Source organism: Pedococcus bigeumensis (assembly GCF_039531795.1).
GTDB lineage: Bacteria > Actinomycetota > Actinomycetes > Actinomycetales > Dermatophilaceae > Pedococcus > Pedococcus bigeumensis.
The window spans coordinates 1,274,502-1,298,576 of sequence record NZ_BAAAQS010000001.1; the positions used below are offsets into that span (position 1 = coordinate 1,274,502).

The following is a 24,075-nucleotide window of genomic DNA, read 5'->3' on the forward strand; positions in this document are numbered from 1 at the left end:
GCCTGACCCCCGTGACCGCCGTGTCGCCGGACGGGCGGACCCTCGCCGTCGCGGCGTCGGACGCCAGGGAGGTCTACGACTCGGCCGTCGCGACGTGGGACCTCGGGGCACTGTCGGGGTCGGGGCAACGCGTCGAGGCGCGCGTCCAGCTCCTGCACTCGCGCTCCTCCGTCGACGGGATCACCTTCCGCGGAGACACCCCGCTGCTGACCGTCAGCGGCCGCACCGGGCCGGTCGCCGGCGCCCCGATCCCGCTGGCGCTGCTGGGGGTGTGGCTCCTCTGGCGCGGCGCCCTCTGGGTCGCTCGTCGTCTCGGCATCGTCGACGGACCGCTCCCGCTGCGGTTCGACCCCGCCTGGTGGCGGCGCTGAGCCACGTCCCAGATCTCGCGACACCTTCGGGCGCTGGACTAGTCTCCGGATGGAGGAAGGGAGACGCCGTGACCGTGCGGTCCAGCACCACCCCCGAAGTCCAATTCACCCTCAACGGCGCCTCGACGGCGGTGGGCGTGGAGGCCGGAGTGAGCCTCCTCGACCTGCTGCGCGAACGCCTCGACCTCACCGGCACCAAGAAGGGCTGCAACCAGGGCGCGTGCGGGGTCTGCACCGTCCTGGTCGACGGCCGTCGGGTGCTCGCGTGCCTCACGCTCGTGGCTCAGCTCGACGGGCGTGAGGTGACCACGATCGAGGGCGTCGGCACCCCCGAGCAGCCCCACGACCTCCAGCGCGCGTTCATCGGCGCCGACGGCTTCCAGTGCGGCTACTGCACCTCCGGCCAGATCTGCTCGGCCCTGGGCATGTTGCGCGAGCTCGACGAAGGGGTGCCGAGCGCGGTCGCGGAAGACGTTGCGGCACAACCTCTCTCGAGTGAGCTCGAGGTGCGCGAACGGATGAGCGGCAACCTGTGCCGATGTGGTGCCTACAACGGCATCGTCGACGCCATCGCCGCCTACGCCGACACTGCGGGTGGTCACCGATGAGGCCGGTCTCGTATGCCGTGCCGACCAGCGTCGACGAGGCGCTGGCGGCCATCGTCGACCTGCCCGGCGCGAAGTTCCTCGGTGGGGGCACCAACCTGGTCGACCTGATGCGCGAGGGCATCGAGACGCCCGACGTCCTGGTCGACGTGACCCGGTTGCCGCTGGCGGAGATCACCGAGACGGCGGACGGCGGACTGCGCATCGGCGCTGGAGTCCGCAACACCGACCTCGCGGCCCACCCGTCGGTGCGCGAGCGCTACCCGGTCGTCGCCCAGGCCGTCGTGATGGGCGCCTCGGGCCAGATCCGCAACATGGCGACCGTGGGAGGCAACCTGCTCCAGCGGACCCGCTGCCTCTACTTCTACGACCAGGCTGCTGCCTGCAACAAGCGTGAGCGGGGCTCGGGCTGTGACGCGGGCGCGGGCCACAACCGGATGGGGGCGATCCTCGGGGCGAGCGAGCACTGCGTGGCGGTCCATCCCTCGGACCTCGCGGTGGCCCTGGTCCTGCTCGACGCACAGGTCGAGGTGGCGAGCCGCGCGGGCACCCGGACCATCCCGATCGGCGACCTCCACCGGCTGCCGGGCGAGACCCCCGACGTCGAGACGACGCTGGCCGCGGGCGAGCTCGTCACCGCGGTCACGCTGCCCGCGGAGCCGCTCGCCGTCCGGTCCCGCTACCGGAAGGTGCGCGACCGCGCTTCCTACGCCTTCGCCCTCGTCTCGGTCGCTGCGGCGCTCGACGTGCGGGGCGACTCGGTGGCCCAGGTGCGGGTCGCCCTCGGGGGAGTCGCCCATCGTCCTTGGCGCGCCACGACCCTGGAGCGGGAGCTGACCGGCCGACCCGCGACCGACGAGGAGCTCGAGCGGGCTGCCCGGGCCGAGCTGGCGCAGGCCGTGGGAGGAGCCGACACCGAGTTCAAGATCGGGCTGGCGGTCCGCACCATCACCGCGACCCTGCGCCGGCTCCGCGACGAAGGTGGTGCGGCGTGACCATCGCCCCGGCACGCACCACCACGACGGCCGCACCACCGACCGACGCGCCGCCCGGGGCGCCCGGTCCGGCCATCGGCCGCGCTGTCGACCGCGTCGACGGCCTCGCGAAAGTCACTGGTACGGCCAGGTTCTCGGCTGAGTACCCGCTCCCGGGACTCACCCATGCCGTCCTCGTGCACGCACCGATCGCCCGCGGCCGCATCACCTCGCTCGACACGGCGGTCGCCGAGGCACACCCGGGCGTGCTGCTCGTCCTGACCCACCACAACGCACCGAGGCTCACGCCACCCCCCACCCGCCTGAACCCCATGGACCTCTCGACGATGGCTGCGGGCAGCACGATCCCGTTCCTCAACACCGATGAGATCCACGTCGACGGGCAGCCCGTGGCGGCGGTGGTGGCCGAGACCCTCGAGGCGGCCCAGTACGCCGCGTCGCTGGTGCGGGTGGAGTACCTCGAGGTGACGCCGACCGGTGACTTCGACGCCGAGCTCGGCAGCTCCACGCCGGTCCGGTCGATGCCGGTCATGCCGCCGACGGGAGGCAAGCGCGGTGACGCGCGGGCGGCATACCAGCGGTCGCCGGTGCGGGTGGACCTCGCGTTCAGCACCCCGCAGCACAACCACAACGCCCTGGAGCCCCACGCGACGACCGCCGAGTGGGACGGCGACCGCCTGACCGTCTACGAGGGCTGCCAGAACATCGACTGGACCCAGAAGTTCCTGGCGAAGCGGTTCGGGATCCCCGCCGGGGACGTGCACGTGGTCGCGAAGTACGTCGGCGGCGCCTTCGGCGGAAAGTCGAAGGTGTGGGCGGCGACCCTCATCGCCTGCATGGCGGCCAGGGTCGCCCGGCGTCCGGTGCGGCTGGCGCTCACCCGCGAGGGCGTCTACCGCACGGTCGGCGGTCGCACGCCGACCCGGCAACGGGTGGCGATCGGCGCCTCGTCCTCGGGCCACCTGGAAGCGCTGATCCACGAGGTCACGTCGCGCAAGGGCCGGGTCGGTGGGCAGGCCGAGCAGGTGGTGGCGTGCAGTCTCGACCTCTACGACGCTGACACGATCCTGGCCGAGCAGCGGATCGTCGAGCTGGACCTGATGCCCAACACCGCGATGCGCGCACCGGGGGAGGCACAGGGCAGCTTCGCCGTGGAGTGCGCGGTCGACGAGCTGGCCGTCGAGCTGGGCCTCGACCCGGTGGAGCTGCGGCTGCGCAACCAGCCGGGGGAGCGCAGCCCGGTGCACGGCACCCGCTACTCGCACCGCCGGCTCGCGCAGACCCTCGAACGCGGCCGCGACCTCTTCGGCTGGGCCGACCGGCCGGCTCCCGGCACGCGTGACGGCAAGGGCCTCGTCGGGTGGGGAGTGGCCGCTGCCATCCACCCGTCCTGGGAGTTCGTCGCGAACGTCCAGCTCACCGTCGACGCGACCGGTGGCGCCACCCTGGCCTGCGCGTTCCACGAGATGGGCATGGGCACGGCGACCGTGGTCGGGCAGATGGTGGCCGACTGCCTCGGAGTGCCCCTCGAGCGGGTCACCGCCAGGTACGGCGACTCCGACCTGCCGTTGGGCCCCGGCGCGGGCGGCTCGGGGCAGACCGCGAGCCTGGCCGCCTCGATCGAGCGGGCCTGCAGGGCGATGCGCAAGCGCCTCGACGCCCTGGCCGAAAGGCTGGGTATGCCGGATGGTTCCGGCCCGGGCGAGGTCCTGACCCGCGCGGGTGAGGGGTCGCTCACGGTGGAGGTCGGGGCCGACTCCGGCCCGCGCGCGGCCTGGGGCCAGGTGCGGTTCCTGTCGAAGATGGTGCTGGACAGCAGGCGGTGGATGAAGGCCGCGACCGGTGCGCACTACTGCGAGGTCAGGGTGGACGCCGACACCGGCGAGCTCCGGGTCACCCGCTGGACCAGCGTCTTCGACGTGGGTCGGGTGGTGAACCCCAAGACGACGCACAGCCAGCTGCGCGGTGGCATCGTGATGGGTCTCGGCCTGGCGATGGGGGAGGAGACGCTGATCGACCCGCGCACCGCGCGGATCATGAACCCGAGCCTGGCCGAGTACCACGTCCCGGTGCACGCCGACGTGCCGCACCTCGAGGTCCACACCCTCGACGACCCCGATCCGCAGATGCCGTTGGGGATCCTCGGGGCCGGTGAGGTGGGCATCGTCGGGGTCGGTGCGGCGGTGGCCAATGCCGTGCGTCACGCCACCGGTCGACGGGTCACCGACCTGCCGCTCACGCTCGACCGCATCGTGGGCTGAGCAGCTCGCGGGGACCTGCTTGTGGCGGGCTGCTCGGTGCGGTCTGCTCGTGCCTGACCCGTGGCCGGAAACCGGGCTTGACCTTGACGCAGCGTCAGGGTTGCACGCTTGCGTCATGACCACACCATCACCCAGCATCGAGATCGTCGGGCTCACCAAGTCCTACGCCGACCACGAGGTGCTCAAGGGCGTCGACCTCGCGGTGCCTTCGGGCTCCGTCCTCGCCTTGCTCGGCTCGAACGGGGCCGGCAAGACCACCGTCGTGCGGATCCTGTCCACCCTGCTCAAGGCCGACGGCGGCACCGCCTCGGTCCACGGCCACGACGTCGTGACCTCCGCGCGGGAGGTGCGGGAGTCCATCAGCCTGACGGGGCAGTTCGCCGCGGTCGACGAGGTCCTGACCGGCCGGGAGAACCTCGTGCTCGTCGCCCAGCTGCGCCGCCTCCGTGACGTCGGCGCCGTCGCGGACGACCTGCTCGCCCGGTTCGACCTCACGGAGGCGGGTGGACGCCGGGCCGGGACCTACTCAGGAGGAATGCGGCGTCGACTCGACATCGCGATGAGCCTGATCGGCAACCCCCCGGTGCTCTTCCTCGACGAGCCGACGACCGGGCTCGACCCGCAGTCGCGGCTCGAGGTCTGGGCCACCATCCGTGAGCTGGCGGGTCAGGGCACCACGGTGCTCCTCACCACGCAGTACCTGGACGAGGCCGAACAGCTGGCCGACCGGATCGCGATCCTGCACCAGGGTCGGATCATCGCCGACGGCACCCTGGCCGAGCTCAAGCAGCTGTTCCCGCCGACCGAGGTCGAGTACGTCGAGAAGCAGCCCTCCCTGGAGGAGATCTTCCTCGCGATCGTCGGCCACGACGACGCCCACGCACCGACCACGAAGGACGCCCGATGACCATCGACCTGTTCCACGACACCACGGTGCTGCTGAAGCGCTCCCTGCGGCACATCCTGCGCAGCCCCGACACGATCATCACCACCGCGGTCACGCCGATCGCCATGCTGCTGCTGTTCGTCTACGTCTTCGGCAGCGCCATCGACGTCGGCGGCGCCGACTACGTCGACTACCTGCTCCCGGGCATCCTGCTCATCACCGTGGCGTCAGGCATCGCCTACACCGCGTTCCGGCTGTTCACCGACGTCTCGGAGGGCATCTTCGAGCGCTTCCAGTCGATGCCGATCGCTCGTTCGGCCCTGCTGTGGAGCCACGTGCTGACCTCGGTCGTCGCGAACCTGACGGCGCTCGTGCTCGTCGTCCTGGTCGCCCTGGTGATGGGATTCCGTTCCGGTGCAGGGGTGCTCGCCTGGCTCGCGGTGCTGGGCATCATGGTGTTGTTCACGCTGGCCCTGACCTGGCTGGCCGTGATCCCCGGTCTCACCGCGAAGTCGGTGGATGGCGTGAGCGGGTTCTCCTACCCGTTGATCTTCCTGCCGTTCATCAGCTCGGCCTTCGTGCCCACGGCCGGCATGCCCGGTCCGGTGCGCTGGTTCGCGGAGCACCAGCCGGTGACCTCGATCGTCAACACCATCCGCGCGCTCTTCGCCAGTCAGCCCCCGGGCGACGACGGCTGGCTGGCCCTGGCCTGGTGCGTCGGGCTGCTCGTCGTGGCCTACGCGCTGGCGATGCGCACCTACCGCGCCAAGGTGGCCTGACCCGCGAGGATGGGTGCCATGCTCACGATCAGCCAGCTCGCGTCGTATGCCGGGGTGACGGTGCGCGCGGTCCGGCACTACCACGCCAAGGGCCTGCTGCCCGAGCCCGAGCGCGACCACTCCGGCTACCGGCGCTACGACGCGGCGTCCGTGGTCGAGCTCGTCAGGATCCGCACCCTCGCCGACGCGGGGGTACCGCTCTCGAGGGTGCGCGAGCTGCTCGTCGCCGACGAGGCGGAGTTCGCGGCGGCGGTCGCCGAGGTCGACCGCCGCCTGCGTGCCGAGATCCGCGAGCGCCAGCAGCACCGGGAGCGGATCGCCAGGCTGGCCGCGGGGGACAGCCTGGCGCTGCCGCCCGAGGCGGTGGCCTACCTCACCCGGCTACGCGGCGTGGGCGTCCCCGAGGAGATGGTCGAAGCCGAGCGGGACGCGTGGATCCTCGTGGCCGCGCAGATCCCCGAGCGGATGGCGTTCTACATGGAGACCAAGGAGCGCCAGCTCGACGACCCGAACGTGCGTGACCTCTACCGCGACCTGGCCGAGATCACCAAGTGGTCGGCCGACGACCCACGGCTCGACCAAGCGGCCGAACGGCTGGCCGCGCAGTTCGAGCAGGTGCCCGACGAGGCGTGGGACGAGGAGAAGCTGCCCGGGGACCTCGCGGACCTCCTGGACGGCGTCTTCCTCTCGTCCGTCCCCGGGGCCCGTCGCATCCTCGACCGGCTCGAGCAGCTCGGCTGGACCGGGTGGACCAACATCCAGCGGGTGGCACGGGCTGGCTGACGGCGAGGTGTACGGCGTGGTGCACCACGCGGCACACCCCACCGCTCAGGTGGTGCCCTTGCGGGTGAACGTCAGGTGGGTGACGCCGCTGGGGGTGGAGACCGCCTCGACGTCGAACGACTCCTCGAGGCCCTCCAGTCCGTCCCAGAGGCGCACCCCGCGGCCGAGCAGGATGGGCACCTGCACGAGGTGCAGGTGGTCGACCAGGCCGGCGAGCAGGAAGTCGCGGACCACGGTGGCCCCACCGCCGATCCGCACGTCCCGGCCGCCGGCTGCCTCGCGAGCCGTCGCCAGCGCCTCGGCCGGGCTCGCGTCGAGGAAGTGGAACGTCGTGCCGCCTTCCATCTCCATCGGGGGCTTCGCGTGGTGGGTCAGCACGAAGGTGGGCGTGTGGAACGGCGGGTTGGGCCCCCACCAGCCCTTCCACTCCGGGTCGTCCTGCCAGCCGGGCGGTCCGAACTTGTTGGCGCCCATGATCTCCGCGCCTACTCCGGGTGTGTGCCGCTCGGCGAAGGCATTGTCGACGCCGAGCGACCCGCCGTCCTCGTCCCAGTAGCGGGTTGCGAACATCCACCGGTGCAGCCGCTCGCCCGCGTGGCCGAAGGGCGCCTCGAGCGACTGCGGCTCGCCGGTGGCGAAGCCGTCGAGCGAGATCGACAGGTTGTGGACCCGCGTGAGTGACATGGCAGTTCTCCTCTGTTGCTGGCTGGCCGATCCCGTCGCGGCTCGGCGCCGGTGGCCCCGGCCGCGCTTCATCATGCGCCCTGCGCCCGTGGCCGGCTCATCCTCCCCCGGCCACGGCATGAGCCACGCAGGTGCGGGCCGTCGGCCGCGCCTCGAGGCGCGCAAGTGGGATCGGCTGCCCGCACACGTCGCAGCGGCCGTACCCACCACTGCGCACGCGGGCCAGGGCGGCCTCGACCCTGGAGAGCTGCGCGTGGGCCGCGTCGACGAGCGACGACAGCTGGGAGCGCTCGTAGGCGATGGTCTGCCCCTCGGGGTCGTGCTCGTCGTCGGCGTTGGAGTCCTGTGAGGCGGCCATCAGCGCCTCGAGGTCGGCCGTCATGCTCGTCAGCCGAGCCCGCACCTCGTCGCCCTCGGCGCGCAGGCGGTCGGCGACGGCAGCCAGGTCGAGCTCTCCCTCTCCGGCAGCGCGCTCGGGGCTCTCGTGGTCACGCATGAGGCTCGGCAGTCATGGCCTTCTCCCGGTCGAGGTGGTGGGGTCTTGGGACGGGCACGGCAACAGACCGACGACGCCTGCCCAACTCATCGTGGCCCACCTGCCCCGGAGGCGCGCGGCGGCCGAACCGGCAGCCTTCTGTCCGCAACGCGTGCGAGGCTGCGCACATGAGCGCGCCCAGGGCTGAGTTCGGTGTCTCGTGGCGACAGGCGCTGGCCTGGCGGCTGGAGCGCCACCTGCTCGAACCCGTGGGGTCGGCGTCGGTGGCCGAGGTGGTGCGCCGGCTCGGTGCCGTGCCGTCGATGGACGAGTCGCTCGCCGAGCTCGCGGTGCGGACCCGCCGGACGTCGTCGCGCCCGGGTGAGCTGGCAGCGGCGTTGGCCTCCGGCACGGTCGTCAAGGCGTTCGCGTTCCGTGGTGCCGTGCACTACCTCTCGGCCGCGGACGGCGGCGTGTACCTGGCCCTCCGGGCTGCGGGGCGACAGTGGGAGCTGCCCAGCTGGGTGGACCACTACCGACTGGAGCCCGAGGACTGGCCGGACTTCCGGGCGGCGGTGCGCGAGGCGCTCGACGCTGGTCCGCTGACCCTCGCCCAGCTGGGCGACGCGGTGACCAGCCGTCCGGCATACCGGCACCTCAAGCCGGTCTTCGACGATGGTGCGGGCACGCTCATCAAGCCACTCACCTGGCAGGGCGACATGGGCTTCGGGCCGCCGCGCGACGGGCGGGCGACGTTCCAGCGCCTCGACACCAACCCACGGTGGGCCGGGATCCCGGACCTCGACGTCGCGGGACCGGCCGCCATCACCGCCTACCTGCGCAGCTACGGTCCAGCGACGACCGAGCACCTCCACTACTGGCTGGGCAACGGCCTGAGCGCGGGCCGCAAGCGGCTCGACGGCTGGCTCGACGGGCTGGATGACCGGCTCGTGCCCGTCGACGTCGAGGGCACCGCGGCACACGCCCTGCGCGAGGACGTCGACGCACTGCAGTCGGCCGAGCCGAGCGACTCCGTGCGCTTCCTGCCCGGCCACGACCAGTGGGTCATCGGCGCCGGGACCAAGGACGCCCACGTCACCCCACCCGCGCTGCGGGACCTGATGACCCGCAAGGCCAACCCGGTCATCCAGGGCGGCGTGGTCCGGGGGACCTGGGCGCGGCGAGGTGACGAGCTCGCGGTGAGCTGGCTGGACAGTGGCAATCGACCGCAGCGGGCCCTCGAGGCGGAGGCAGCGCGGATCGCCACCCTGCTGGGCCGCGACCCGCGACTCCGGGTCGACGCCTAGTCGGACGCCACGATGTCGACGGAGATCTCGACGGCCGGCACGGAGCCGCGGTTCTCGAGCCAGTGCAGGGTGGTGTGGTCCTCGGGCCAGCCCAGCCCCGGTCCGTAGTCGGTGGCGACGCCGTCCCGGTGGTCGGTGATGGCGCCCTGGAGGACGTAGACCGTGCCGGGCCTGCCCCGGTGGTCGTGCACGGGGCCGAAGACGCCGCCGGGCTCGATGGTCACCATCCGCATGCGCAGCTGGCGCCCCTCCATGCCGGGCAGCTCCGGACCGAGGTCGACGGTGCCGAGCAGCTGCACCTCGACGCCCTTGGTCTGCGGGGCCGCTGGCTCACTCATCGGGTGCCTCTCCTGGTGGTTGCTCGCGCGGCGGCCGGTAGAGCTCCTCGACGGCGGCGTCGATGTCGTCGCCGTCGACGTCCACCGGCTCGACGTAGAGGCGCCCCTCGGCGATCAGGTCGTCCCGGACGACCAGCACGATGACCCCGCGCATCGCGAAACCGGAGCCGTCGACGTGGTGCCCCTGCCAGTCGACCTCGGCCCACTCGGTCTCGCCGTCGGTGCACGAGGCCAGCAGCTCGGCCCGGAAGTCGGGCACGCCCTGGAAGACGGACGTCCAGTTGGCGAGCACCTGGGCCCGCCCCCGGAAGGCGCGACCCGGGTGGACCGGCTGGACGCTGGCGTAGCCCTCGGCGAAGTGCGCGGCGAAGCGGCCGGCGTCGTGGGCGTTCTGGGCGTCGACGAGGCGCTCCACCATGCTCCTCATGGTTCGCAACCTAGCCCTCCAGAGACCTCGGAACCAGCGCCGCACGTGGGCCCGTGCCCGCGGCCAGCGCTCCCGCGGTCAGGGTCGGTCGATCTCGGCGAAGACCGGCCGGCCCAGCGAGGGGTCGGTGAGCAACCTGCTGAAGTCGGTGGTGTTGCGGGAGATCGAGATCAGCAGCCGGCCGTCGGCCAGGGTGATGCCGGGGTGGGCCAGCGGCGCGTACTTCAGCTGACCGGACGGGTCCTGGAAGTCCGCCCTCGTCCCACGACGGGCGGTCCAGGGACCGACGGGGGAGTCGGACGACCAGGCGTAGACGGTGTTGCCGAGGTCGCCGTCCCGTTTGGAGACGATGACGAACCGGCCGTCGAGCGCGTCCACCGACAGCGTCTGCGAGACGCCGCCGCGGGCCGGCAGGATGACTGCGGCTCGCGTCGGCTCGCCCACCCAGGCGGCCCCGTCCCAGAACTGCCACGTCGCGCGGTCGCGCGCGTCGGCAATGGGTGCGCGGGCGGCATACAGGGCCCGTCCGAAGGACTCCTTGCTGGGCAGCCGGGTGCCGTAGACGTAGAGCCAGCCACCCCTGACCGTCATGGCCGAACCCCAGTTGACCTGGTCTGCTGCGGTGCTGTCGGGGGTGATGTCGAGCTGCTGCCGCAGGGTGGGGGCGGCCCCGGGCGCGACGTCGAACAGGGTGGCGCTGCTGCCGAGGTAGGTGAAGTCGAGACCGCCCGAGGTGCCGCGTCGGATCCGGGCGGAGACGACGACGAGGACGTCACCCTGGGGCCGGGACAGCGACACCACGGACATCGGCCAGTGCACGACGCCGTCGGCCCGGTCGGGGATCACCGGCCCCCGACCGGTCACCTCGACCTGCGAGGTGCACAGGCCGCTCGTGACCAGCATGGAGTTGGCCACGATGCGCGGGGTGATGCCGTCGCCGCGCACCGTGTCGCCGAACACCCACACGATCCGGTCGTCGGGCAGGCGCGCGCTGGCCCCGATGTCACCGGCCTGCCACAGGGGGAGGTCGAGGCCGGCCACGATCCGGTTGAGCTGGCCGACGGTCACCACCGGCGGCTTCCCCGTGGCGGTCGCCCGCGCGCACGCCGGCGTCAACCGCGGGTATGCCGTGTCGCCCTGGCTCGGGGCCCGCTCGCTACCGGGGCCGGTGGAGCAGCCCACCAGGACCGCCGCGAGGGCCAGTCCGAGCACCCGCGCCACCACCGGGCCGAGCACCGCGCCGTGCCCCCTGTCGAGCGCTGCGCCCCGGGGTCGGGACGGGCTCGCGCGACGCATGGTGGCAATCCTAGGGACGCGACACGCGCACCCAACATGTGGTGCCGCGGATTCGCCCCAGCACCCGCATATGGTGTCTCTCGCTGGTCCGGAGGCCGCGCAATCGGTCTCCGGGGCAAGAGGGAACCCGGTGCGAATCCGGGACTGCCCCGCAGCGGTAAGCGGAAACGACCGCCGTCACCAAAGCACTGCCCGCACCACGCGGGTGGGAAGCGACGGCCAGTAGGAACCGCGTCGACGACCGGGCCCGTCAGGGCTCACCGGTCGCCGAGGCGAAGGTCCGCGAGTCCGAAGACCTGCCAGCGACCGCACACGCCGTGTGCGGGAAGTCGTGGCCTCGAGGGCGGGTCACACGACAGGCGCAGCCGACCGCACCCGGGTCCCCGGAGGTGGTGGCTGAGTCGTCGTCACCTCCTCGACCCGCGGCACCGAATCGCTCGCGAGGAGAGAGCTGTGACCGACACGACCACCGAGGTGGAGCAACCCCGGACCCCCGAACAGGCAGCGCGCCGCACCAGCATGGCGGTGCGCAAGCGCAACGGCGACAGCGAACCCGTCGACGTCATGAAGATCGTCCGGGCGGTGGAGCGCTGGTGCGACGACCTCACCGAGGTCGACCCGATGGCCATCGCCACCCGCACCATCAGCGGGCTCTACGACGGGGCGACGACCGCCGAGCTCGACCGGTTGTCGATCCAGACCGCCGCGGAGATGACGGCGACCGAGCCCGAGTACTCGCGGCTGGCCGCCCGACTGCTGTCGAACTACGTCGACAAGGAGGTGCGCGGGCAGCAGATCGCGTCGTTCAGCCAGGCCGTGCGGCTCGGCCACCTCGAGGGGCTGATCGGTGACGAGACCGCGGCCTTCGTGGAGGCCAACGCCCGCAAGCTCGACCACGCCGTGGACCTGGGCAACGACCGACGGTTCGAGTACTTCGGCCTGCGCACCGTCTACGACCGCTACCTGCTCCGCCACCCCGACACCCGGATGGTGCTGGAGACCCCGCAGTACTTCCTGCTGCGCGTCGCCTGCGGCCTGTCGCACACGCCCCAGGAGGCGATCGGGTTCTACCGGCTGATGGCGTCCCTGGCCTACCTGCCGAGCTCACCGACGCTGTTCAACTCCGGCACCCGCCACACCCAGATGTCGTCGTGCTACCTCGTCGACTCGCCGCAGGACGAGCTGGAGTCGATCTACGACCGCTACGCACAGGTCGCGAAGCTCTCGAAGTTCGCTGGTGGCATTGGCATCTCGTGGTCTCGGGTCCGCTCTCGCGGGGCGCTGATCCGCGGCACGAACGGCCATTCCAACGGCATCGTCCCGTGGCTGCGCACCCTCGACTCGTCGGTCTCGGCGGTCAACCAGGGTGGTCGCCGCAAGGGAGCCGCCTGTGTCTACCTCGAGCCGTGGCACCCCGACATCGAGGAGTTCCTCGAGCTGCGCGACAACACCGGCGAGGACGCCCGTCGCACGCACAACCTCAACCTCGCCAACTGGGTGCCCGACGAGTTCATGCGGCGCGTCGAGGCCGACGAGCAGTGGAGCCTGATCGACCCGAACGAGGTGCCCGAGCTGCCCGACCTCTGGGGGCCTGCCTTCGAGGAGGCGTATGCCGCCGCGGAGCGGGACGGGCGCTTCGTGCGCCAGGTCAGCGCGCGTGAGCTCTACGGCAAGATGATGCGCACCCTGGCGCAGACCGGCAACGGCTGGATGACGTTCAAGGACGCCAGCAACCGCACCTGCAACCAGACCAGCGACGACCAGCGGGCCGGTGCTCCCGTGGTGCACCTGTCGAACCTGTGCACCGAGATCATCGAGGTCTCCAGCAACGACGAGACCGCGGTCTGCAACCTCGGCTCGGTCAACCTGGCCCAGCACCTCACGCCGGGGCGCGACGCGGTCGACTGGGAGAAGCTTCGAGCGACCGTCCGGACGGCGGTCACGTACCTCGACCGCGTCATCGACATCAACCACTACCCGAGCAAGGAGTCCGCGGCGTCCAACCCGCGCTGGCGCCCTGTGGGCCTGGGGGTCATGGGACTGCAGGACGTGCTGTTCGCCCTGCGCCTGCCCTTCGACTCGGCCGAGGCCGAGGAGCTGTCCACCCGCATCGCCGAGGAGGTCTACCTCTCGGCGCTGGAGCGCTCGAGCCAGCTCGCCGCCGACCACGGCGCCCACCCGGCATACGACCAGACGCGCGCAGCGCGGGGTGACCTGCAGCCCGACCTCTGGGACGTCACGCCGACCCAGACCGAGCGCTGGGAGCGGGTGCGGAAGGCCATCAGGGACAACGGGCTCCGCAACGCGCTGCTCGTCGCCATCGCGCCGACGGCCACCATCGCGTCGATCGCGGGTGCCTACGAGTGCATCGAGCCGCAGGTGTCCAACCTCTTCAAGCGCGAGACGCTGTCGGGGGAGTTCCTCCAGGTCAACACGGCGCTGGTCCGCGAGCTCAAGGGGCGCGGGCTGTGGACCCCGGAGGTGCGCGAGGCGATCAAGCGCAGCGACGGCTCGGTGCAGGGCATCGCGCAGATCCCGGAGGACGTCCGGCTGCTCTTCCGCACGGCCTGGGAGCTCCCGCAGAAGTCACTCATCGACCTCGCCGCCGCCCGGCAGCCCTACATCGACCAGAGCCAGTCGCTCAACCTCTTCCTCGCCTCGCCGACGATCGGGAAGCTCAGCTCGATGTACCTCTACGCGTGGAAGGCCGGGCTCAAGACGACGTACTACCTGCGGTCGCGTCCGGCCACCCGCATCCAGCAGGCCACCGTCTCGGTGGCTGCGCCCATCCCCACTGTCCCCACCGTCACCGACGAGGCGGCCATCGCGTGCTCCCTCGAGAACCCCGAGAGCTGCGAGGCCTGCGAATGACCACCACCAGCGCCACGACCCACACCGAGCCCCGGATGCTGCTCGACCCCGGGATGAACCTGACCCTGCGGCCGATGCGCTACCCGCACTTCTACGAGCGCTACCGCGACGCCATCAAGAACACCTGGACCGTCGAGGAGGTCGACCTGCACTCCGACCTCAAGGACCTGCAGCGGTTGACCGCCGCCGAGCGGCACCTGGTGAGCCGGCTCGTGGCGTTCTTCGCCACCGGCGACACCATCGTGGCCAACAACCTGGTGCTCAACCTCTACCAGCACATCAACTCGCCGGAGGGTCGGCTCTACCTGAGCCGGCAGCTGTTCGAGGAGGCCGTGCACGTGCAGTTCTACCTGACCCTCCTCGACACCTACGTCCCCGACGAGAAGGAGCGGCACGAGGCCTTCGCCGCGGTCGACAACATCCCGTCGATCAAGGACAAGGCCGACTTCTGCTTCCGGTGGATCGACTCGGTGTTCGACCTCGACGAGCTGGAGACCAGGGAGCACCGACGGGCCTTCCTGCTCAACGTGATCTGCTTCGCGGCGTGCATCGAGGGGTTGTTCTTCTACGGCGCGTTCGCCTACGTCTACTTCCTCCGGTCGCGCGGCCTGCTCAACGGCCTGGCGAGCGGCACGAACTGGGTGTTCCGCGACGAGTCGATGCACATGGCCTTCGCCTTCGACGTCGTGGAGACCGTGCGCCGCGAGGAGCCTGACCTCTTCGACGCCGAGCTCGGCGACCAGGTGCGGGCCATGATGCGGGACGCCGTGGACGCCGAGGCGCAGTTCGCGCAGGACCTGTTGGGCGGGGGAGTGGCGGGGCTCTCGACGACCGACATGCGCACCTACCTCGAGTCGGTGGCGGACCGGCGGCTCGAGCAGCTGGGGCTCGAGCCGGAGTACGGCTCGAAGAACCCGCTGGCGTTCATGGAGCTGCAGGACGTGCAGGAGCTCTCGAACTTCTTCGAGCGCCGGGTGTCGGCCTACCAGGTCGGCGTGTCCGGCGCGGTGGCCTTCAACGAGGAGTTCTAGCGCGTAGAGCTCCGAGGACGAGGCGTTCTGGCCGCGGTGTCAGGGCTGGCTCACCACCAGCCCTGGCGTCGCGCCCAGCGCAGCAGCCAGAGGCTGATCGACGCCATGACGGCGAGCACGATGATGAGCTGCACCCAGTGGGTGCTGGCGTTGACGATGACGTTCATGCCGTAGATCGACGCGATCGCGGTGACCGGCAGCGTGATCGCGGCGATGACGGCGAGCCGCTCCATCGCCACGGTCATCTTCGTGGTCACCCTGGTCTGGTAGAGCTCGATGACGCCGAAGAGGAACTGGCTCTCGCCGTCAGCGAGGCTGCGCACCCGGTCGAACTGCTCCGACAGGTCCCGTGCGTGCCGCTGCGACTCCTTGCTGGCGAACCGTTCCAACGAGGCGAGCCGGCCGTAGACCTCGTGCGCCTGGCCGGCCTGGGTGCGTGAGATGAGCAGCTCGTGCCGCAGGAGGAAGAGCTCCTCGAGCAGCTCCTCGGGCTGGTGGAAGTCAGAGCTCATGACCCGCATCTCGAGGGCCGGCAGGCGGCTTGCCACGTCCTTGACCGCTGCGCTCTGCCGTCGCGCCACGGCCGAGCCGATCGCGTAGGAGAGCTCGCTCGGGCTGGAGGGTCGGAAGCGACCTGCCCGGATGCGCTCCAGGACCGAGCGGGTCTCCTCGGTAGCATCGGCGAGTGACACCGCAGGGTTGCGGGGTCCGTGCACGGTCACGAGGTAGCGGCGACCCACCAGCTGGTCGAGCTCGAGCATGTGGACGTGTCCGCCCTCGCCCGGGAGCGGGGTGTGCACGATGACGAACGTGTGGTGTTCGTAGCCGTGCACCGACGGCACGAAGTTCCTTTCACGACAGGCTTTCACGACCATCGGGTGGGCGTGGAAGTGTTCGCGCAGGAGCGTCTCGGCGGAGTCGTCGAACTCGGGTACGTCGAGCCAGGTGAAGCCGTCGTCACGGTGCAGCAGGTCGTCGACCTGCGTCACGTCGTGCTCCTCCAGCCCGGCGTCGGACACCCACCAGACGTCCATCACGGCCGGGTGTCCGTGACCACGAGTCGTGCCCCTGACTCGACCGAGCCGCCGGCCTCAGCCGGTGAAGCTCGTCTCCAGGGTGATCGGGACGGCGGACAGCGCCTGGCTGACGGGGCAGCCGGTCTTCGCGCCCTGGGCCGCCTCCTCGAACTGCTCGGCCGTGATGCCGGGGACGCTGCCCACCACCGACAGGGCGATGCCGGTGATGCCGGTGCCGGGCTGGAAGGTGACGTTGGCCGTCGTGTCGATCGATGTCGGCGGGGTGCCGGCCTGGGCCAGGGCGTGGGACAGCGCCATCGAGAAGCAGGTGGAGTGTGCGGCCGCGATCAGCTCCTCGGGGCTGGTCTGCCCGTTGGCCGCCTCCGCACGCGCGGGCCACGACACGTCGAAGGTTCCCGTCCCGGAGGACTGGAGCTCGACCTGGCCGGACCCCTCCATCAGGGACCCTTCCCAGTGGGCGGCGGCAGTGCGGGTGGTGGCCATGGGTTCTCCTTCGAGCGGCGGAACGGTCAGCCCCAATCTAGGCGTTCCGTCCCCAACCGCAACGGGCGACCCGAAGGGAGCTCGGCCGACCGGCGCCCCGGAGTCAGCCCAGGGCACGTCCGGTGATGCTCTGGGTGCGGATGCGCACCCAGGTGCTCGGGCCCTCGTGAGGAGGGACCCATGGTGCGCGGGCCGCCTGGTCGAGCTTGCGGATGTCCATCTCGTCGTCGACGACCGTTGCGGTGCCCTGGACGAGGACGCTCCAGCCTGACCGGGTGGACGCGTCGAAGTGGTCGACCTCGAAGGCGACCGGGTCGCGGTCGATGGCCGCCTGGATCTTGGAGTCACCCGTGGTCCGGAAGCAGACGTCGACGCCGTCGAGCGTGTGGACGACGGGCAGGATCGACAGCTCGCCGTCGAGCTGGAAGGCGAGCCGGCCCACCGGCACCTCGAGCAGCTTCGCGAGGCAGTCGTCGAGGTCGAGGACGACCAGGCCGGTGTGGTCGGTGGGACGCGTAGTGTCGCCCATCACGCACCTCCGTCCGAACGGACCACCATCACCGGGCAGTGGGCGTGGTGGAGCACTCCCTGGCTGACCGACCCGAGGAGCAGGCCGCTGAAGCCGCCCCGCCCGCGGCTCCCGACGACGACCAGCTCGGCTTGGCGCGAGAGGTCCACCAGGGCCTCGACCGGGTGGGTGCGCAGGACCCGCTGCCGCACCTTCACGTCGGGGTACTTCTCGGACCAGCCCACCACCGCCTCGGAGGCGACGGCGTCCTCTTCCTCGGCGACGACCTGGCGAGTGTCCTCGGTCTCGAGCGCCGCGAGCCCCGTGCCCTGGGAGTCGAGGAACCAGGCGTGGACGACGGTCAGGGGGACGCCGAGCCGGTCGGCCTCCTCGAAGCCCGCGGCGATGGCCGCCTCGGAGACCTCCGACCCGTCCGAGCCGACGACCACGCCGGGACCGTCAGGGAGCTGGTGGGGGCGATCGCGCACCACCACGACCGGGCACCGGGAGTGGGCGGCGACGTCGAGCGACGTCGACCCGAGCAGCAGACTGCCCAGTGGGCTCCTGCCCCGAGCGCCCACGACGAGGCAGGAGGCGTCGCGCGACTCCTCGACGAGCAGGGCCGCGGCGTTGCCGTAGCCGGCCGCCCTGGTGATGTGGAGACCGGGCGCGAGCGTGTGGGCCCGATCGGTCGCGGCCGCGAGGATCTCGTCGGACTCGGCCGTGTGGACCGCGAAGCCCGTCTCGACCGTCGGGCCACGAAGCGGCAGCATGCGCGCGTTGACGAGGTGCAGCGGTGCCTTGGTCCGTTGCGCCTCGGCGATCGCCCAGTCGAGTGCCAGAGCGGCCGGGAGCTGCCCGTCGACCCCGACGACGACGGCACCGGTGGTGGTGGACGACATGACTTCCTCCTCGCTGACCGGCCCGCGTGGGTCCCGTTGCTGGGGCCTGCGGCCCGTCTTCAGCGTCGGGCCCCGACGCCCCACCGGACAGGGACCTTGGACCCTGAACACAGGGCCACCGCGGAGGGATGGTCGTGCCATGGACACGCAGAAGGACTCGCAGGGCGCTCCCATGCAGGAGCTCACGGTCGCGCAGTGCTGGGAAGGTCTCAGGGAGGGGGTCGTCGGACGGCTCGCGGTCGTGCACGACCGGCGTCCCGACATCTTTCCCGTCAACTATGCAGTGGACCACGGCACGGTGGTCTTCCGGACGGGCTCCGGCACGCTGTTCAGGTCCGCGGACGGCACCTTCGTCGCGTTCGAGGTGGACGGCTACGACGTCGAGCGGGCCGAGGCGTGGAGCGTCGTGGTCCGTGGGGTCGCCCACGAGGTCTTCCAGCTCGACGACGCACTCGCGGCCATGCGCCTGCCCGTGCACCCGTGGCACGACGCACCCAAGCCGCGCATCATGCGCATCCACCCCGACTCGGTGTCCGGGCGGCGCTTCGTCGTCAAGGGTGGCTACCGGTCGTCGGCGCACGGCACCGGAGCCGGGTCCTGACCCCGGTTCTTCGACGCGGCCGATGACAGGACCTTTGGCCCTGAGCAGCCCGGCGTCCACACGCCAAAGTCGCGGTGTCAGAACGAAACCCAGACGGGTGTCCAACACCCAAGGAGGAACCATCCACATGCGACGACGCACTCTCGACGCCCTTCTCACGACCGGTGGCCTGATCGTCGCCGCCGTCCTCCTCGTCGCCGGAGGGCTGCTCACCTGGGCCAGCAACTTCGTGGACAACGAGGTCCACTCGCAGCTCGCGGCCCAGCGCATCGTGTTCCCCGCCAAGGGCAGCGAGCAGCTGAACGACCCGCTGGTCAAGCCCTACCTCGAGCAGTACGCCGGCCAGCAGCTCACCACCGGTGCACAGGCGAAGGCGTGGGCCGACCACTACATCAAGGTCCACCTCGACGAGGCCACCGGTGGGAAGACCTACTCGGAGCTGAGTGCGGCAGCCCGTGCCAACCCCGACGACCCGAAGGCACAGGGCCTCGTCGACCTCGCCTTCAAGGGTGAGACCCTGCGTGGCCTGCTCCTCAACGCCTACGCGTTCGGGACGATGGGCAAGATCGCGATGTATGCCGCATGGGCCAGCTTCATCGGCGCCGCGGCCATGCTGGCCCTCAGTCTCCTCGGTCTCCGGCACCTGCGCCGGGTGCCGGCCGACGAGGAGGTCGGGGCCCCGGCCCCACGCGCCGCGGTGAAGCCGGCAATCGCCTAGGCGACACCGCCATCCGGACCAGAGCCCTCGCCTCCCTGCGGCGGGGGCTCTGCCGTGTCCGCCTTCAGAACGCGGTGTAACCGCCGTCGGCGACGATCACCGACCCGGTGACGAAGGAGGACGCGTCGCTGGCGAGGAAGATGACGGCGGGTGCCAGCTCGTCGACCGTGCCGTAGCGCTGCATGGGGGCGTCGTCGATCCAGTGCTGGCGGAACTCCGGGTCGTCCACGGGGGACATGTCCGTCTTGATGTAGCCGGGGGCGAGCGCATTGACGCGCACGCCGTGCGGAGCCCACTCGGCCGCGAGGCTGCGGGTCAGGTGGTGCACGGCCGCCTTCGACGCGTTGTAGGCCGGTTGCCACTGGGGGCGGTTCACGATGAAGCCGGACATCGACCCGATGTTGACGATCGACCCGGCTCCCTGGTCGACGAAGTGCCGCCCGAAGGTCTGCGAGCAGGTCCACACGGCGTCGAGGTTGACCGCCATCACCGCACGCCAGTCCTCGGGGGTGACCTCCAGTGCCGGCGCGTGCACGCAGGCGCCGGCGTTGTTCACCAGCACGTCGGCCCGACCGTGCAGGTCCAGGGTGGTGTCGAGCACTCGTTGCACGTCCGCGGCCACCGTGACGTCCGCAGCCACGAAGTCCGCCCGGATGTCGTGGTCGCGCAACGATCCCACCACGACCTCCGCCGCCTCGGCATCCCGTCCCACGAGGACGACCGCCGCCCCCGCATCACCGAGCGCGCGGGCGAAGCCGGCCCCCAGCCCTCGGGTCCCACCGGTCACGACGGCGACACGTCCAGCCAGGGAGAAGCGGTCCAGTGCGTTCATCCGACCAATCTAGGGCGCCCCGCAACCGGACCGCGCCGGTGCCGACGCGGCATACCCGGGTGGCGGGCGGGGGCCGGTGGGCGGTCGAACACCCCGGGTCAGTGGCCGAGCAGCTGCTCGAACGGCACGGGGTCGGCGAACTCGTCAACGCGGTCGGTCCGGGGAGGGCGGCCGGTGAGGAGGTCGGCGAGCTCTGCAGCCGCGACCTCGATGCGCGCCGAGAGGCCGGCATCGACGGTGCCCCCGGTGCCCCAGTCCTCCGACGCCGCGAAGACCGCGGTCGGGACCGTGACCGCCTTGAGGTAGGCGAACATCGGCCGCATGGCGTGCTCGAGGACCAGCGAGTGGCGGGCGGTCCCGGCGGTGGCCGCCAGGAGGACCGGCGTGCCGCGGAGGGCGCCGTCGTCGAGGACGTCGACGAAGGTCTTGAACAGCCCGCTGTAGGACGCCTGGAACACCGGGGTGACGGCGATGACCGCGTCGGCGTCACGCACCGCGTCGAGCGCGGCCCTCAGCTCGCCGGTGGCGAAACCGGTGAGGAGGGCGTCGGCCATCGCGTGCGCGTGCTCCCTCAGGTCGACGGTCAGCACGTCGGCCTCGTCGCCGCGCTCCAGGAGCGCGTCACGGGTGGCGTCGGCCAGGCGGTCGGCGAGCAGCCGGCTGCTGCTGGGCTGTCCGAGACCGGCCTGCACCACCACGACTCGACGGGTGCTCATCGGGTGACCTCCAGGTCCTCGTGCTTCGCGGTGCCGGCGGCGAGCCGGCTGGCGTGGGTGGGGGCGTCCGGCACGTGGGCCGGCTTGCGCGCCGCGGCGATCTTGCGCAGCTCCGGCACGACCTGGGTGCCGAGGAGCTCGACCTGCTCCATGGCGGTCCGGTGGGGGAGGCCGGCGTGGTCGACGAGGAACAGCTGGCGCTGGTAGTCGCCCACGGCGTCGGCCATGCCGGCGTAGCGCTCGACGACCTGCTGGGGTGAGCCGACGGTCAGCGGCGTCTCGCGGCTGAAGTCCTCGAGGGACGGGCCGTGGCCGTACACGGGCGCGTTGTCGAAGTAGGGGCGGAACTCGCGCACGGCGTCCTGGCTGTTGGGCCGCATGAACACCTGTCCGCCGAGGCCGACGATGGCCTGGTCGGCGCTGCCGTGGCCGTAGTGGGCGAAGCGGCGACGGTAGAGCGCCACCATCTGCTTGGTGTGGCTCATCGGCCAGAAGATGTTGTTGTGGAAGAAGCCGTCACCGTAGTAGGCAGCCTGCTCGGCGATCTCGGGGCTGCGGATCGAGCCGTGCCAGACGAACGGCGCGATGCCGTCGAGAGGGCGCGGCGTCGACGTGAAGGACTGCAGCGGGGTGCGGTACTTGCCCTCCCAGGTGACGTTCTCCTCGGTCCAGAGCCGGCGCAGCAGGGCGTAGTTCTCGACCGCGAGCGGGATGCCGTCGCGGATGTCCTTGCCGAACCACGGGTACACCGGGCCGGTGTTGCCGCGGCCCATCATCAGGTCGATGCGGCCGTCGGCGAGGTGCTGGAGGTAGGCGTAGTCCTCGGCCAGTCGCACCGGGTCGTTGGTGGTGATCAGGGTCGTGGAGGTGGACAGCACGAGGCGCTCGGTGACGGCGGCGAGGTGGGCGAGCAGCACGGTCGGGTTGGCTGGGGCGGCGAACGGCGGGTTGTGGTGCTCACCGGTGGCGAACACATCGAGCCCGACCTGCTCGGCGAGGCGGGCGAGCTCCACGGTGTGCTTGATGCGCTCGTTCTCGCTGACCGTGGTCCCGGTGGTGGGGTCGGTGGTGACGTCGCCGACCGTGAAGATTCCGAACTGCATCTCGCTCGCGCTCCTGGCTAGGTAGTTTCAATTTCAACTACCTTAACAGTGGGTCCACCTCGGGCATTCCCGGTGCGGCAGAGTGTGCCGCATGGCAGCCCCCGAGGACCCGGACCGCACCCGTTACGACCGCATGCGCTGGAACACCCCGCTCTCGCAGGACCACGCCGCGCTGCTGCTGGACCGCCTCGCGGTCGGCGCGACCGACCGCGTGACCGACCTCGGCTGTGGCTGGGGCGAGCTGCTGCTGCGGGCCGTCGAGCCCAACGGCGCGTCCGGGGTCGGGGTCGACGTGGACGCCGACGGGCTGGAGCGTGGCCGCAGGCTGGCTGCGGCCCGCGGCCTCGAGGACCGCGTCACGTTCGTCGAGGCGGAAGCGGCCTCGTGGGACGAGCCTGCCGACCGGCTGCTGTGCATCGGGTCGAGCCACGTGCTCGGGGGCACCGGGCCCGCGCTCGCCCGACTGGCCGAGCTCACCCCACCCGGTGGACGGCTCCTGTTTGGCGACGCCTGCTGGACCGACCCTCCCACGGCGGCTGCGGCCGAGATGTTCGCGGAGGTCCTGCCGCTCACCGGCCTGCTCGACCACGTGCACGCCGCCGGGTGGCGGGTGCTCCACCTGTCGACCGCCGACCAGCGGGAGTGGGACGACTTCGAGTCGACGTGGCGCGCGGCCAGGCAGGAGTGGCTGATCCGCCACGGCGCGGACGACCGGGCCACCGAGGTGCGCGAGCGGCTCGACGCCCAGCTCGACGCCTACGTCCGCACCTACCGGGGCGTGCTCCAGTTCTGCTACCTCGTCCTGGGCCGCTGAGCCCGGCGGTGGTGGGTCACTCGGGAGCGGTGCCGAGACCGGCGCACTGACCGGCCTGCTTCCAGAGCGTCAGCAGCCGTGCGCTGTCGGCGGCCGCCGGTGGCCTGGGTATGCCGTCGGCGCCGATCAGCATCGGCGTCCAGACCGCGTCGCGCACCACGCTGGTCCGCGTGCGCTTGGTGCCGCGTGCGGCCTTCACGTCGATGGACAGGGTGAGCACTCCCGACCGCGAGTCGGGCTCGTGACTGCGCCACCAGACGAAGTTGCCGAACCCGTAGTCGACGTAGGAGCGCCCGAGCCACCCGGCTCCGTTGACCCGGTGCGAGTGGCCACCCACGATGATGTCCGCGCCTGCCTGCTCGAGCGCCTCCGCCGTCTGCACCGAGAGCTGGTCGGGACACTTCTGGTAGTCCAGTCCCCAGTGCAGGAAGACGACGACCACGTCGTACCGCGCCGAGGCCCGGCTGACCGCCTCGCGGAGCCGCGTCACCGGCGAGGCGCTGGCGATGCCGCCCTTGCCGGGACCCGCCGAGTAGCGGGCCAGTGTCATCTCGAAGACCTCTGAGGCGCCGAACACCGCGACCTTCAGGCCCTTGGCCGTCAGGATCGCGGGCGCGAAGGCCTCGTCCTCGTCCTTGCCGATGCCGACGATCGGCACCGGGCTGGCCTTCTTGGCCGCGAGGGTGTCCTGGAGCCCGACGGGCCCGAAGTCGACGCCGTGGTTGTTGGCCATGCTGACCGCGTCGATGCCGGCGCCCTTGATCGTCTCGAGCGCCGAGGCCGGCGCGCGGAAGTGGAACTCCTTGCCGATCTTCGTGCCGCGCTCGGTGATGGCGGTCTCGAGGTTGACCATCGACAGGTCGGCGGCCCCGAGCGACGACTGCAGCTCGTCGAGCCCGTGGGGATGGCGGGCCAGCGGTGCCAGGTAGTCCTCGAAGTGCACGTCGCCGGCGAAGGCCATCGTCAGGGTGCCGGGGTCAGCAGCAGGCGTCGAGGTGGTGGCGGCGGTCGGAGCGGTCGGCGCGGGGTGGGTCGCCGTCGAGGGGGCCGCGGTCGTCCGGCCGGTCGGTGCGCTGTTCTCGGCGGCCGTCGAGGGGGCCGCGGCCTGGCAGCCCGAAAGGGCCACCGCGACGGCCAGCACCAGTGCCGGGAGCAGCGCCGTGGCCGGCCTCGGGGCCAGGCGCGGCGCCGAGCGGGCGGCAGCCGCGGCAGGGGCGAGAGGGCGCATGATCGGGAAGTCTAGGTCGGCCTA

General features: G+C 71.5%; 26 protein-coding genes and 1 riboswitch. Of the genes, 13 read left to right on the forward strand and 13 right to left on the reverse strand.

Annotation, left to right across the window (positions count from 1 at the left end):
- Nucleotides 1-11: 11 nt before the first annotated feature.
- From ABD262_RS06095 to ABD262_RS06125, 7 genes are all read left to right on the forward strand, one after another.
- On the forward strand, nt 12-371 hold the full coding sequence (locus ABD262_RS06095; protein ID WP_344132657.1) for a hypothetical protein: 360 nt from the start codon (nt 12-14) through the stop codon (nt 369-371).
- A gap of 68 nt (nt 372-439) precedes the next feature.
- Entirely contained in the window at nt 440-979 is a 540-nt protein-coding gene (locus tag ABD262_RS06100) for a 2Fe-2S iron-sulfur cluster-binding protein (RefSeq protein WP_344132659.1), read from the forward strand.
- Nucleotides 976-1,971: an FAD binding domain-containing protein gene (locus ABD262_RS06105; protein WP_344132661.1), complete on the forward strand. Its 996-nt coding sequence runs from the start codon at nt 976-978 to the stop codon at nt 1,969-1,971. The genes ABD262_RS06100 and ABD262_RS06105 overlap by 4 nt, the downstream gene beginning before the upstream one ends.
- Nucleotides 1,968-4,232 carry a xanthine dehydrogenase family protein molybdopterin-binding subunit gene (locus ABD262_RS06110; RefSeq protein WP_344132664.1) on the forward strand — a complete coding sequence of 755 codons (2,265 nt, stop codon included), beginning with the start codon at nt 1,968-1,970 and terminating at the stop codon, nt 4,230-4,232. Before ABD262_RS06105 ends, ABD262_RS06110 begins: the two co-directional genes overlap by 4 nt.
- A 115-nt stretch (nt 4,233-4,347) precedes the next feature.
- Nucleotides 4,348-5,139, forward strand: coding sequence for an ABC transporter ATP-binding protein (locus ABD262_RS06115; RefSeq protein WP_344132667.1), 792 nt, complete (start codon nt 4,348-4,350; stop codon nt 5,137-5,139).
- Nucleotides 5,136-5,897: an ABC transporter permease gene (locus ABD262_RS06120; protein ID WP_344132671.1), complete on the forward strand. Its 762-nt coding sequence runs from the start codon at nt 5,136-5,138 to the stop codon at nt 5,895-5,897. The genes ABD262_RS06115 and ABD262_RS06120 overlap by 4 nt, the downstream gene beginning before the upstream one ends.
- Nucleotides 5,898-5,915: 18 nt before the next feature.
- Entirely contained in the window at nt 5,916-6,680 is a 765-nt protein-coding gene (locus tag ABD262_RS06125) for a MerR family transcriptional regulator (protein WP_344132674.1), read from the forward strand.
- 45 nt (nt 6,681-6,725) lie between these two features.
- On the opposite strand, the gene ABD262_RS06130 is transcribed toward ABD262_RS06125, so the two are convergent.
- Both ABD262_RS06130 and ABD262_RS06135 read right to left on the reverse strand, forming a co-directional pair.
- Nucleotides 6,726-7,364 (reverse strand): dihydrofolate reductase family protein, encoded by a 639-nt coding sequence (locus tag ABD262_RS06130; RefSeq protein WP_344132676.1) that lies wholly within the window; start codon nt 7,362-7,364, stop codon nt 6,726-6,728.
- A gap of 97 nt (nt 7,365-7,461) precedes the next feature.
- A complete protein-coding gene (locus ABD262_RS06135; protein ID WP_344132678.1) occupies nt 7,462-7,860 on the reverse strand; it encodes a TraR/DksA family transcriptional regulator in 399 nt (132 codons plus the stop codon).
- A 167-nt stretch (nt 7,861-8,027) separates the two neighbouring features.
- Between ABD262_RS06135 and ABD262_RS06140 the strand changes: the two genes are divergently transcribed.
- Entirely contained in the window at nt 8,028-9,146 is a 1,119-nt protein-coding gene (locus ABD262_RS06140) for a DNA glycosylase AlkZ-like family protein (RefSeq protein WP_344132682.1), read from the forward strand.
- Here the strand turns inward: ABD262_RS06140 and ABD262_RS06145 are convergent.
- From ABD262_RS06145 to ABD262_RS06155, 3 genes are all read right to left on the reverse strand, one after another.
- A complete protein-coding gene (locus ABD262_RS06145; protein WP_344132684.1) occupies nt 9,143-9,484 on the reverse strand; it encodes a cupin domain-containing protein in 342 nt (113 codons plus the stop codon). The genes ABD262_RS06140 and ABD262_RS06145 overlap by 4 nt on opposite strands.
- Nucleotides 9,477-9,911, reverse strand: coding sequence for a nuclear transport factor 2 family protein (locus ABD262_RS06150; protein ID WP_344132686.1), 435 nt, complete (start codon nt 9,909-9,911; stop codon nt 9,477-9,479). Before ABD262_RS06150 ends, ABD262_RS06145 begins: the two co-directional genes overlap by 8 nt.
- A gap of 78 nt (nt 9,912-9,989) precedes the next feature.
- Nucleotides 9,990-11,207 carry a DUF4185 domain-containing protein gene (locus ABD262_RS06155; protein WP_344132689.1) on the reverse strand — a complete coding sequence of 406 codons (1,218 nt, stop codon included), beginning with the start codon at nt 11,205-11,207 and terminating at the stop codon, nt 9,990-9,992.
- 67 nt (nt 11,208-11,274) lie between these two features.
- Nucleotides 11,275-11,525, forward strand: a riboswitch (cobalamin riboswitch).
- Between the two features lie 135 nt (nt 11,526-11,660).
- On the opposite strand from ABD262_RS06155, the gene ABD262_RS06160 reads away from it, so the two are divergent.
- Together ABD262_RS06160 and ABD262_RS06165 are read left to right on the forward strand one after the other, a co-directional pair.
- On the forward strand, nt 11,661-14,078 hold the full coding sequence (locus ABD262_RS06160) for a ribonucleoside-diphosphate reductase subunit alpha (protein WP_344132692.1): 2,418 nt from the start codon (nt 11,661-11,663) through the stop codon (nt 14,076-14,078).
- Complete coding sequence (locus tag ABD262_RS06165) at nt 14,075-15,109, forward strand: ribonucleotide-diphosphate reductase subunit beta (RefSeq protein ID WP_344132695.1); 1,035 nt, start codon at nt 14,075-14,077, stop codon at nt 15,107-15,109. The genes ABD262_RS06160 and ABD262_RS06165 overlap by 4 nt, the downstream gene beginning before the upstream one ends.
- A gap of 50 nt (nt 15,110-15,159) precedes the next feature.
- Here the strand turns inward: ABD262_RS06165 and ABD262_RS06170 are convergent, their stop codons facing one another.
- From ABD262_RS06170 to ABD262_RS06185, 4 genes are all read right to left on the reverse strand, one after another.
- Nucleotides 15,160-16,143 (reverse strand): CorA family divalent cation transporter, encoded by a 984-nt coding sequence (locus ABD262_RS06170; RefSeq protein ID WP_344132697.1) that lies wholly within the window; start codon nt 16,141-16,143, stop codon nt 15,160-15,162.
- Between the two features lie 57 nt (nt 16,144-16,200).
- Complete coding sequence (locus tag ABD262_RS06175; protein ID WP_344132700.1) at nt 16,201-16,629, reverse strand: OsmC family protein; 429 nt, start codon at nt 16,627-16,629, stop codon at nt 16,201-16,203.
- A gap of 103 nt (nt 16,630-16,732) precedes the next feature.
- Nucleotides 16,733-17,158 (reverse strand): pyridoxamine 5'-phosphate oxidase family protein, encoded by a 426-nt coding sequence (locus tag ABD262_RS06180; RefSeq protein WP_344132703.1) that lies wholly within the window; start codon nt 17,156-17,158, stop codon nt 16,733-16,735.
- On the reverse strand, nt 17,158-18,039 hold the full coding sequence (locus ABD262_RS06185; protein ID WP_344132706.1) for a universal stress protein: 882 nt from the start codon (nt 18,037-18,039) through the stop codon (nt 17,158-17,160). The genes ABD262_RS06180 and ABD262_RS06185 overlap by 1 nt, the downstream gene beginning before the upstream one ends.
- A gap of 139 nt (nt 18,040-18,178) precedes the next feature.
- Between ABD262_RS06185 and ABD262_RS06190 the strand changes: the two genes are divergently transcribed.
- A complete protein-coding gene (locus ABD262_RS06190) occupies nt 18,179-18,640 on the forward strand; it encodes a pyridoxamine 5'-phosphate oxidase family protein (protein WP_344132708.1) in 462 nt (153 codons plus the stop codon).
- Between the two features lie 127 nt (nt 18,641-18,767).
- Nucleotides 18,768-19,358, forward strand: coding sequence for a hypothetical protein (locus ABD262_RS06195; RefSeq protein WP_344132711.1), 591 nt, complete (start codon nt 18,768-18,770; stop codon nt 19,356-19,358).
- 64 nt (nt 19,359-19,422) lie between these two features.
- Here ABD262_RS06195 and ABD262_RS06200 read toward each other — a convergent pair whose 3' ends face one another.
- From ABD262_RS06200 to ABD262_RS06210, 3 genes are all read right to left on the reverse strand, one after another.
- Nucleotides 19,423-20,190: an SDR family NAD(P)-dependent oxidoreductase gene (locus ABD262_RS06200; protein ID WP_344132714.1), complete on the reverse strand. Its 768-nt coding sequence runs from the start codon at nt 20,188-20,190 to the stop codon at nt 19,423-19,425.
- Between the two features lie 98 nt (nt 20,191-20,288).
- Nucleotides 20,289-20,906: an FMN reductase gene (locus tag ABD262_RS06205; RefSeq protein WP_344132717.1), complete on the reverse strand. Its 618-nt coding sequence runs from the start codon at nt 20,904-20,906 to the stop codon at nt 20,289-20,291.
- Nucleotides 20,903-22,009 (reverse strand): CE1758 family FMN-dependent luciferase-like monooxygenase, encoded by a 1,107-nt coding sequence (locus ABD262_RS06210; protein ID WP_344132720.1) that lies wholly within the window; start codon nt 22,007-22,009, stop codon nt 20,903-20,905. Before ABD262_RS06210 ends, ABD262_RS06205 begins: the two co-directional genes overlap by 4 nt.
- A 91-nt stretch (nt 22,010-22,100) precedes the next feature.
- Between ABD262_RS06210 and ABD262_RS06215 the strand changes: the two genes are divergently transcribed.
- A complete protein-coding gene (locus ABD262_RS06215) occupies nt 22,101-22,823 on the forward strand; it encodes an SAM-dependent methyltransferase (RefSeq protein WP_344132723.1) in 723 nt (240 codons plus the stop codon).
- 16 nt (nt 22,824-22,839) lie between these two features.
- On the opposite strand, the gene ABD262_RS06220 is transcribed toward ABD262_RS06215, so the two are convergent.
- Nucleotides 22,840-24,051: a CapA family protein gene (locus tag ABD262_RS06220; protein ID WP_344132726.1), complete on the reverse strand. Its 1,212-nt coding sequence runs from the start codon at nt 24,049-24,051 to the stop codon at nt 22,840-22,842.
- Nucleotides 24,052-24,075 lie beyond the last annotated feature (24 nt).

Excerpts from the sequence above, each read along its gene's own strand:
- ABD262_RS06205 (WP_344132717.1), bottom strand. The coding sequence starts at position 20,906 with ATGAGCACCCGTCGAGTCGTGGTGGTGCAGGCCGGTCTCGGACAGCCC.
- ABD262_RS06125 (WP_344132674.1), top strand. The coding sequence starts at position 5,916 with ATGCTCACGATCAGCCAGCTCGCGTCGTATGCCGGGGTGACGGTGCGC.
- ABD262_RS06180 (WP_344132703.1), bottom strand. The coding sequence starts at position 17,158 with ATGGGCGACACTACGCGTCCCACCGACCACACCGGCCTGGTCGTCCTC.
- ABD262_RS06195 (WP_344132711.1), top strand. The coding sequence starts at position 18,768 with ATGCGACGACGCACTCTCGACGCCCTTCTCACGACCGGTGGCCTGATC.
- ABD262_RS06215 (WP_344132723.1), top strand. The coding sequence starts at position 22,101 with ATGGCAGCCCCCGAGGACCCGGACCGCACCCGTTACGACCGCATGCGC.
- ABD262_RS06190 (WP_344132708.1), top strand. The coding sequence starts at position 18,179 with ATGGACACGCAGAAGGACTCGCAGGGCGCTCCCATGCAGGAGCTCACG.
- ABD262_RS06115 (WP_344132667.1), top strand. The coding sequence starts at position 4,348 with ATGACCACACCATCACCCAGCATCGAGATCGTCGGGCTCACCAAGTCC.
- ABD262_RS06130 (WP_344132676.1), bottom strand. The coding sequence starts at position 7,364 with ATGTCACTCACGCGGGTCCACAACCTGTCGATCTCGCTCGACGGCTTC.
- ABD262_RS06140 (WP_344132682.1), top strand. The coding sequence starts at position 8,028 with ATGAGCGCGCCCAGGGCTGAGTTCGGTGTCTCGTGGCGACAGGCGCTG.
- ABD262_RS06220 (WP_344132726.1), bottom strand. The coding sequence starts at position 24,051 with ATGCGCCCTCTCGCCCCTGCCGCGGCTGCCGCCCGCTCGGCGCCGCGC.
- ABD262_RS06185 (WP_344132706.1), bottom strand. The coding sequence starts at position 18,039 with ATGTCGTCCACCACCACCGGTGCCGTCGTCGTCGGGGTCGACGGGCAG.
- ABD262_RS06175 (WP_344132700.1), bottom strand. The coding sequence starts at position 16,629 with ATGGCCACCACCCGCACTGCCGCCGCCCACTGGGAAGGGTCCCTGATG.
- ABD262_RS06210 (WP_344132720.1), bottom strand. The coding sequence starts at position 22,009 with ATGCAGTTCGGAATCTTCACGGTCGGCGACGTCACCACCGACCCCACC.
- ABD262_RS06165 (WP_344132695.1), top strand. The coding sequence starts at position 14,075 with ATGACCACCACCAGCGCCACGACCCACACCGAGCCCCGGATGCTGCTC.
- ABD262_RS06105 (WP_344132661.1), top strand. The coding sequence starts at position 976 with ATGAGGCCGGTCTCGTATGCCGTGCCGACCAGCGTCGACGAGGCGCTG.
- ABD262_RS06150 (WP_344132686.1), bottom strand. The coding sequence starts at position 9,911 with ATGAGGAGCATGGTGGAGCGCCTCGTCGACGCCCAGAACGCCCACGAC.
- ABD262_RS06170 (WP_344132697.1), bottom strand. The coding sequence starts at position 16,143 with ATGGACGTCTGGTGGGTGTCCGACGCCGGGCTGGAGGAGCACGACGTG.
- ABD262_RS06200 (WP_344132714.1), bottom strand. The coding sequence starts at position 20,190 with ATGAACGCACTGGACCGCTTCTCCCTGGCTGGACGTGTCGCCGTCGTG.
- ABD262_RS06145 (WP_344132684.1), bottom strand. The coding sequence starts at position 9,484 with ATGAGTGAGCCAGCGGCCCCGCAGACCAAGGGCGTCGAGGTGCAGCTG.
- ABD262_RS06120 (WP_344132671.1), top strand. The coding sequence starts at position 5,136 with ATGACCATCGACCTGTTCCACGACACCACGGTGCTGCTGAAGCGCTCC.
- ABD262_RS06155 (WP_344132689.1), bottom strand. The coding sequence starts at position 11,207 with ATGCGTCGCGCGAGCCCGTCCCGACCCCGGGGCGCAGCGCTCGACAGG.
- ABD262_RS06135 (WP_344132678.1), bottom strand. The coding sequence starts at position 7,860 with ATGCGTGACCACGAGAGCCCCGAGCGCGCTGCCGGAGAGGGAGAGCTC.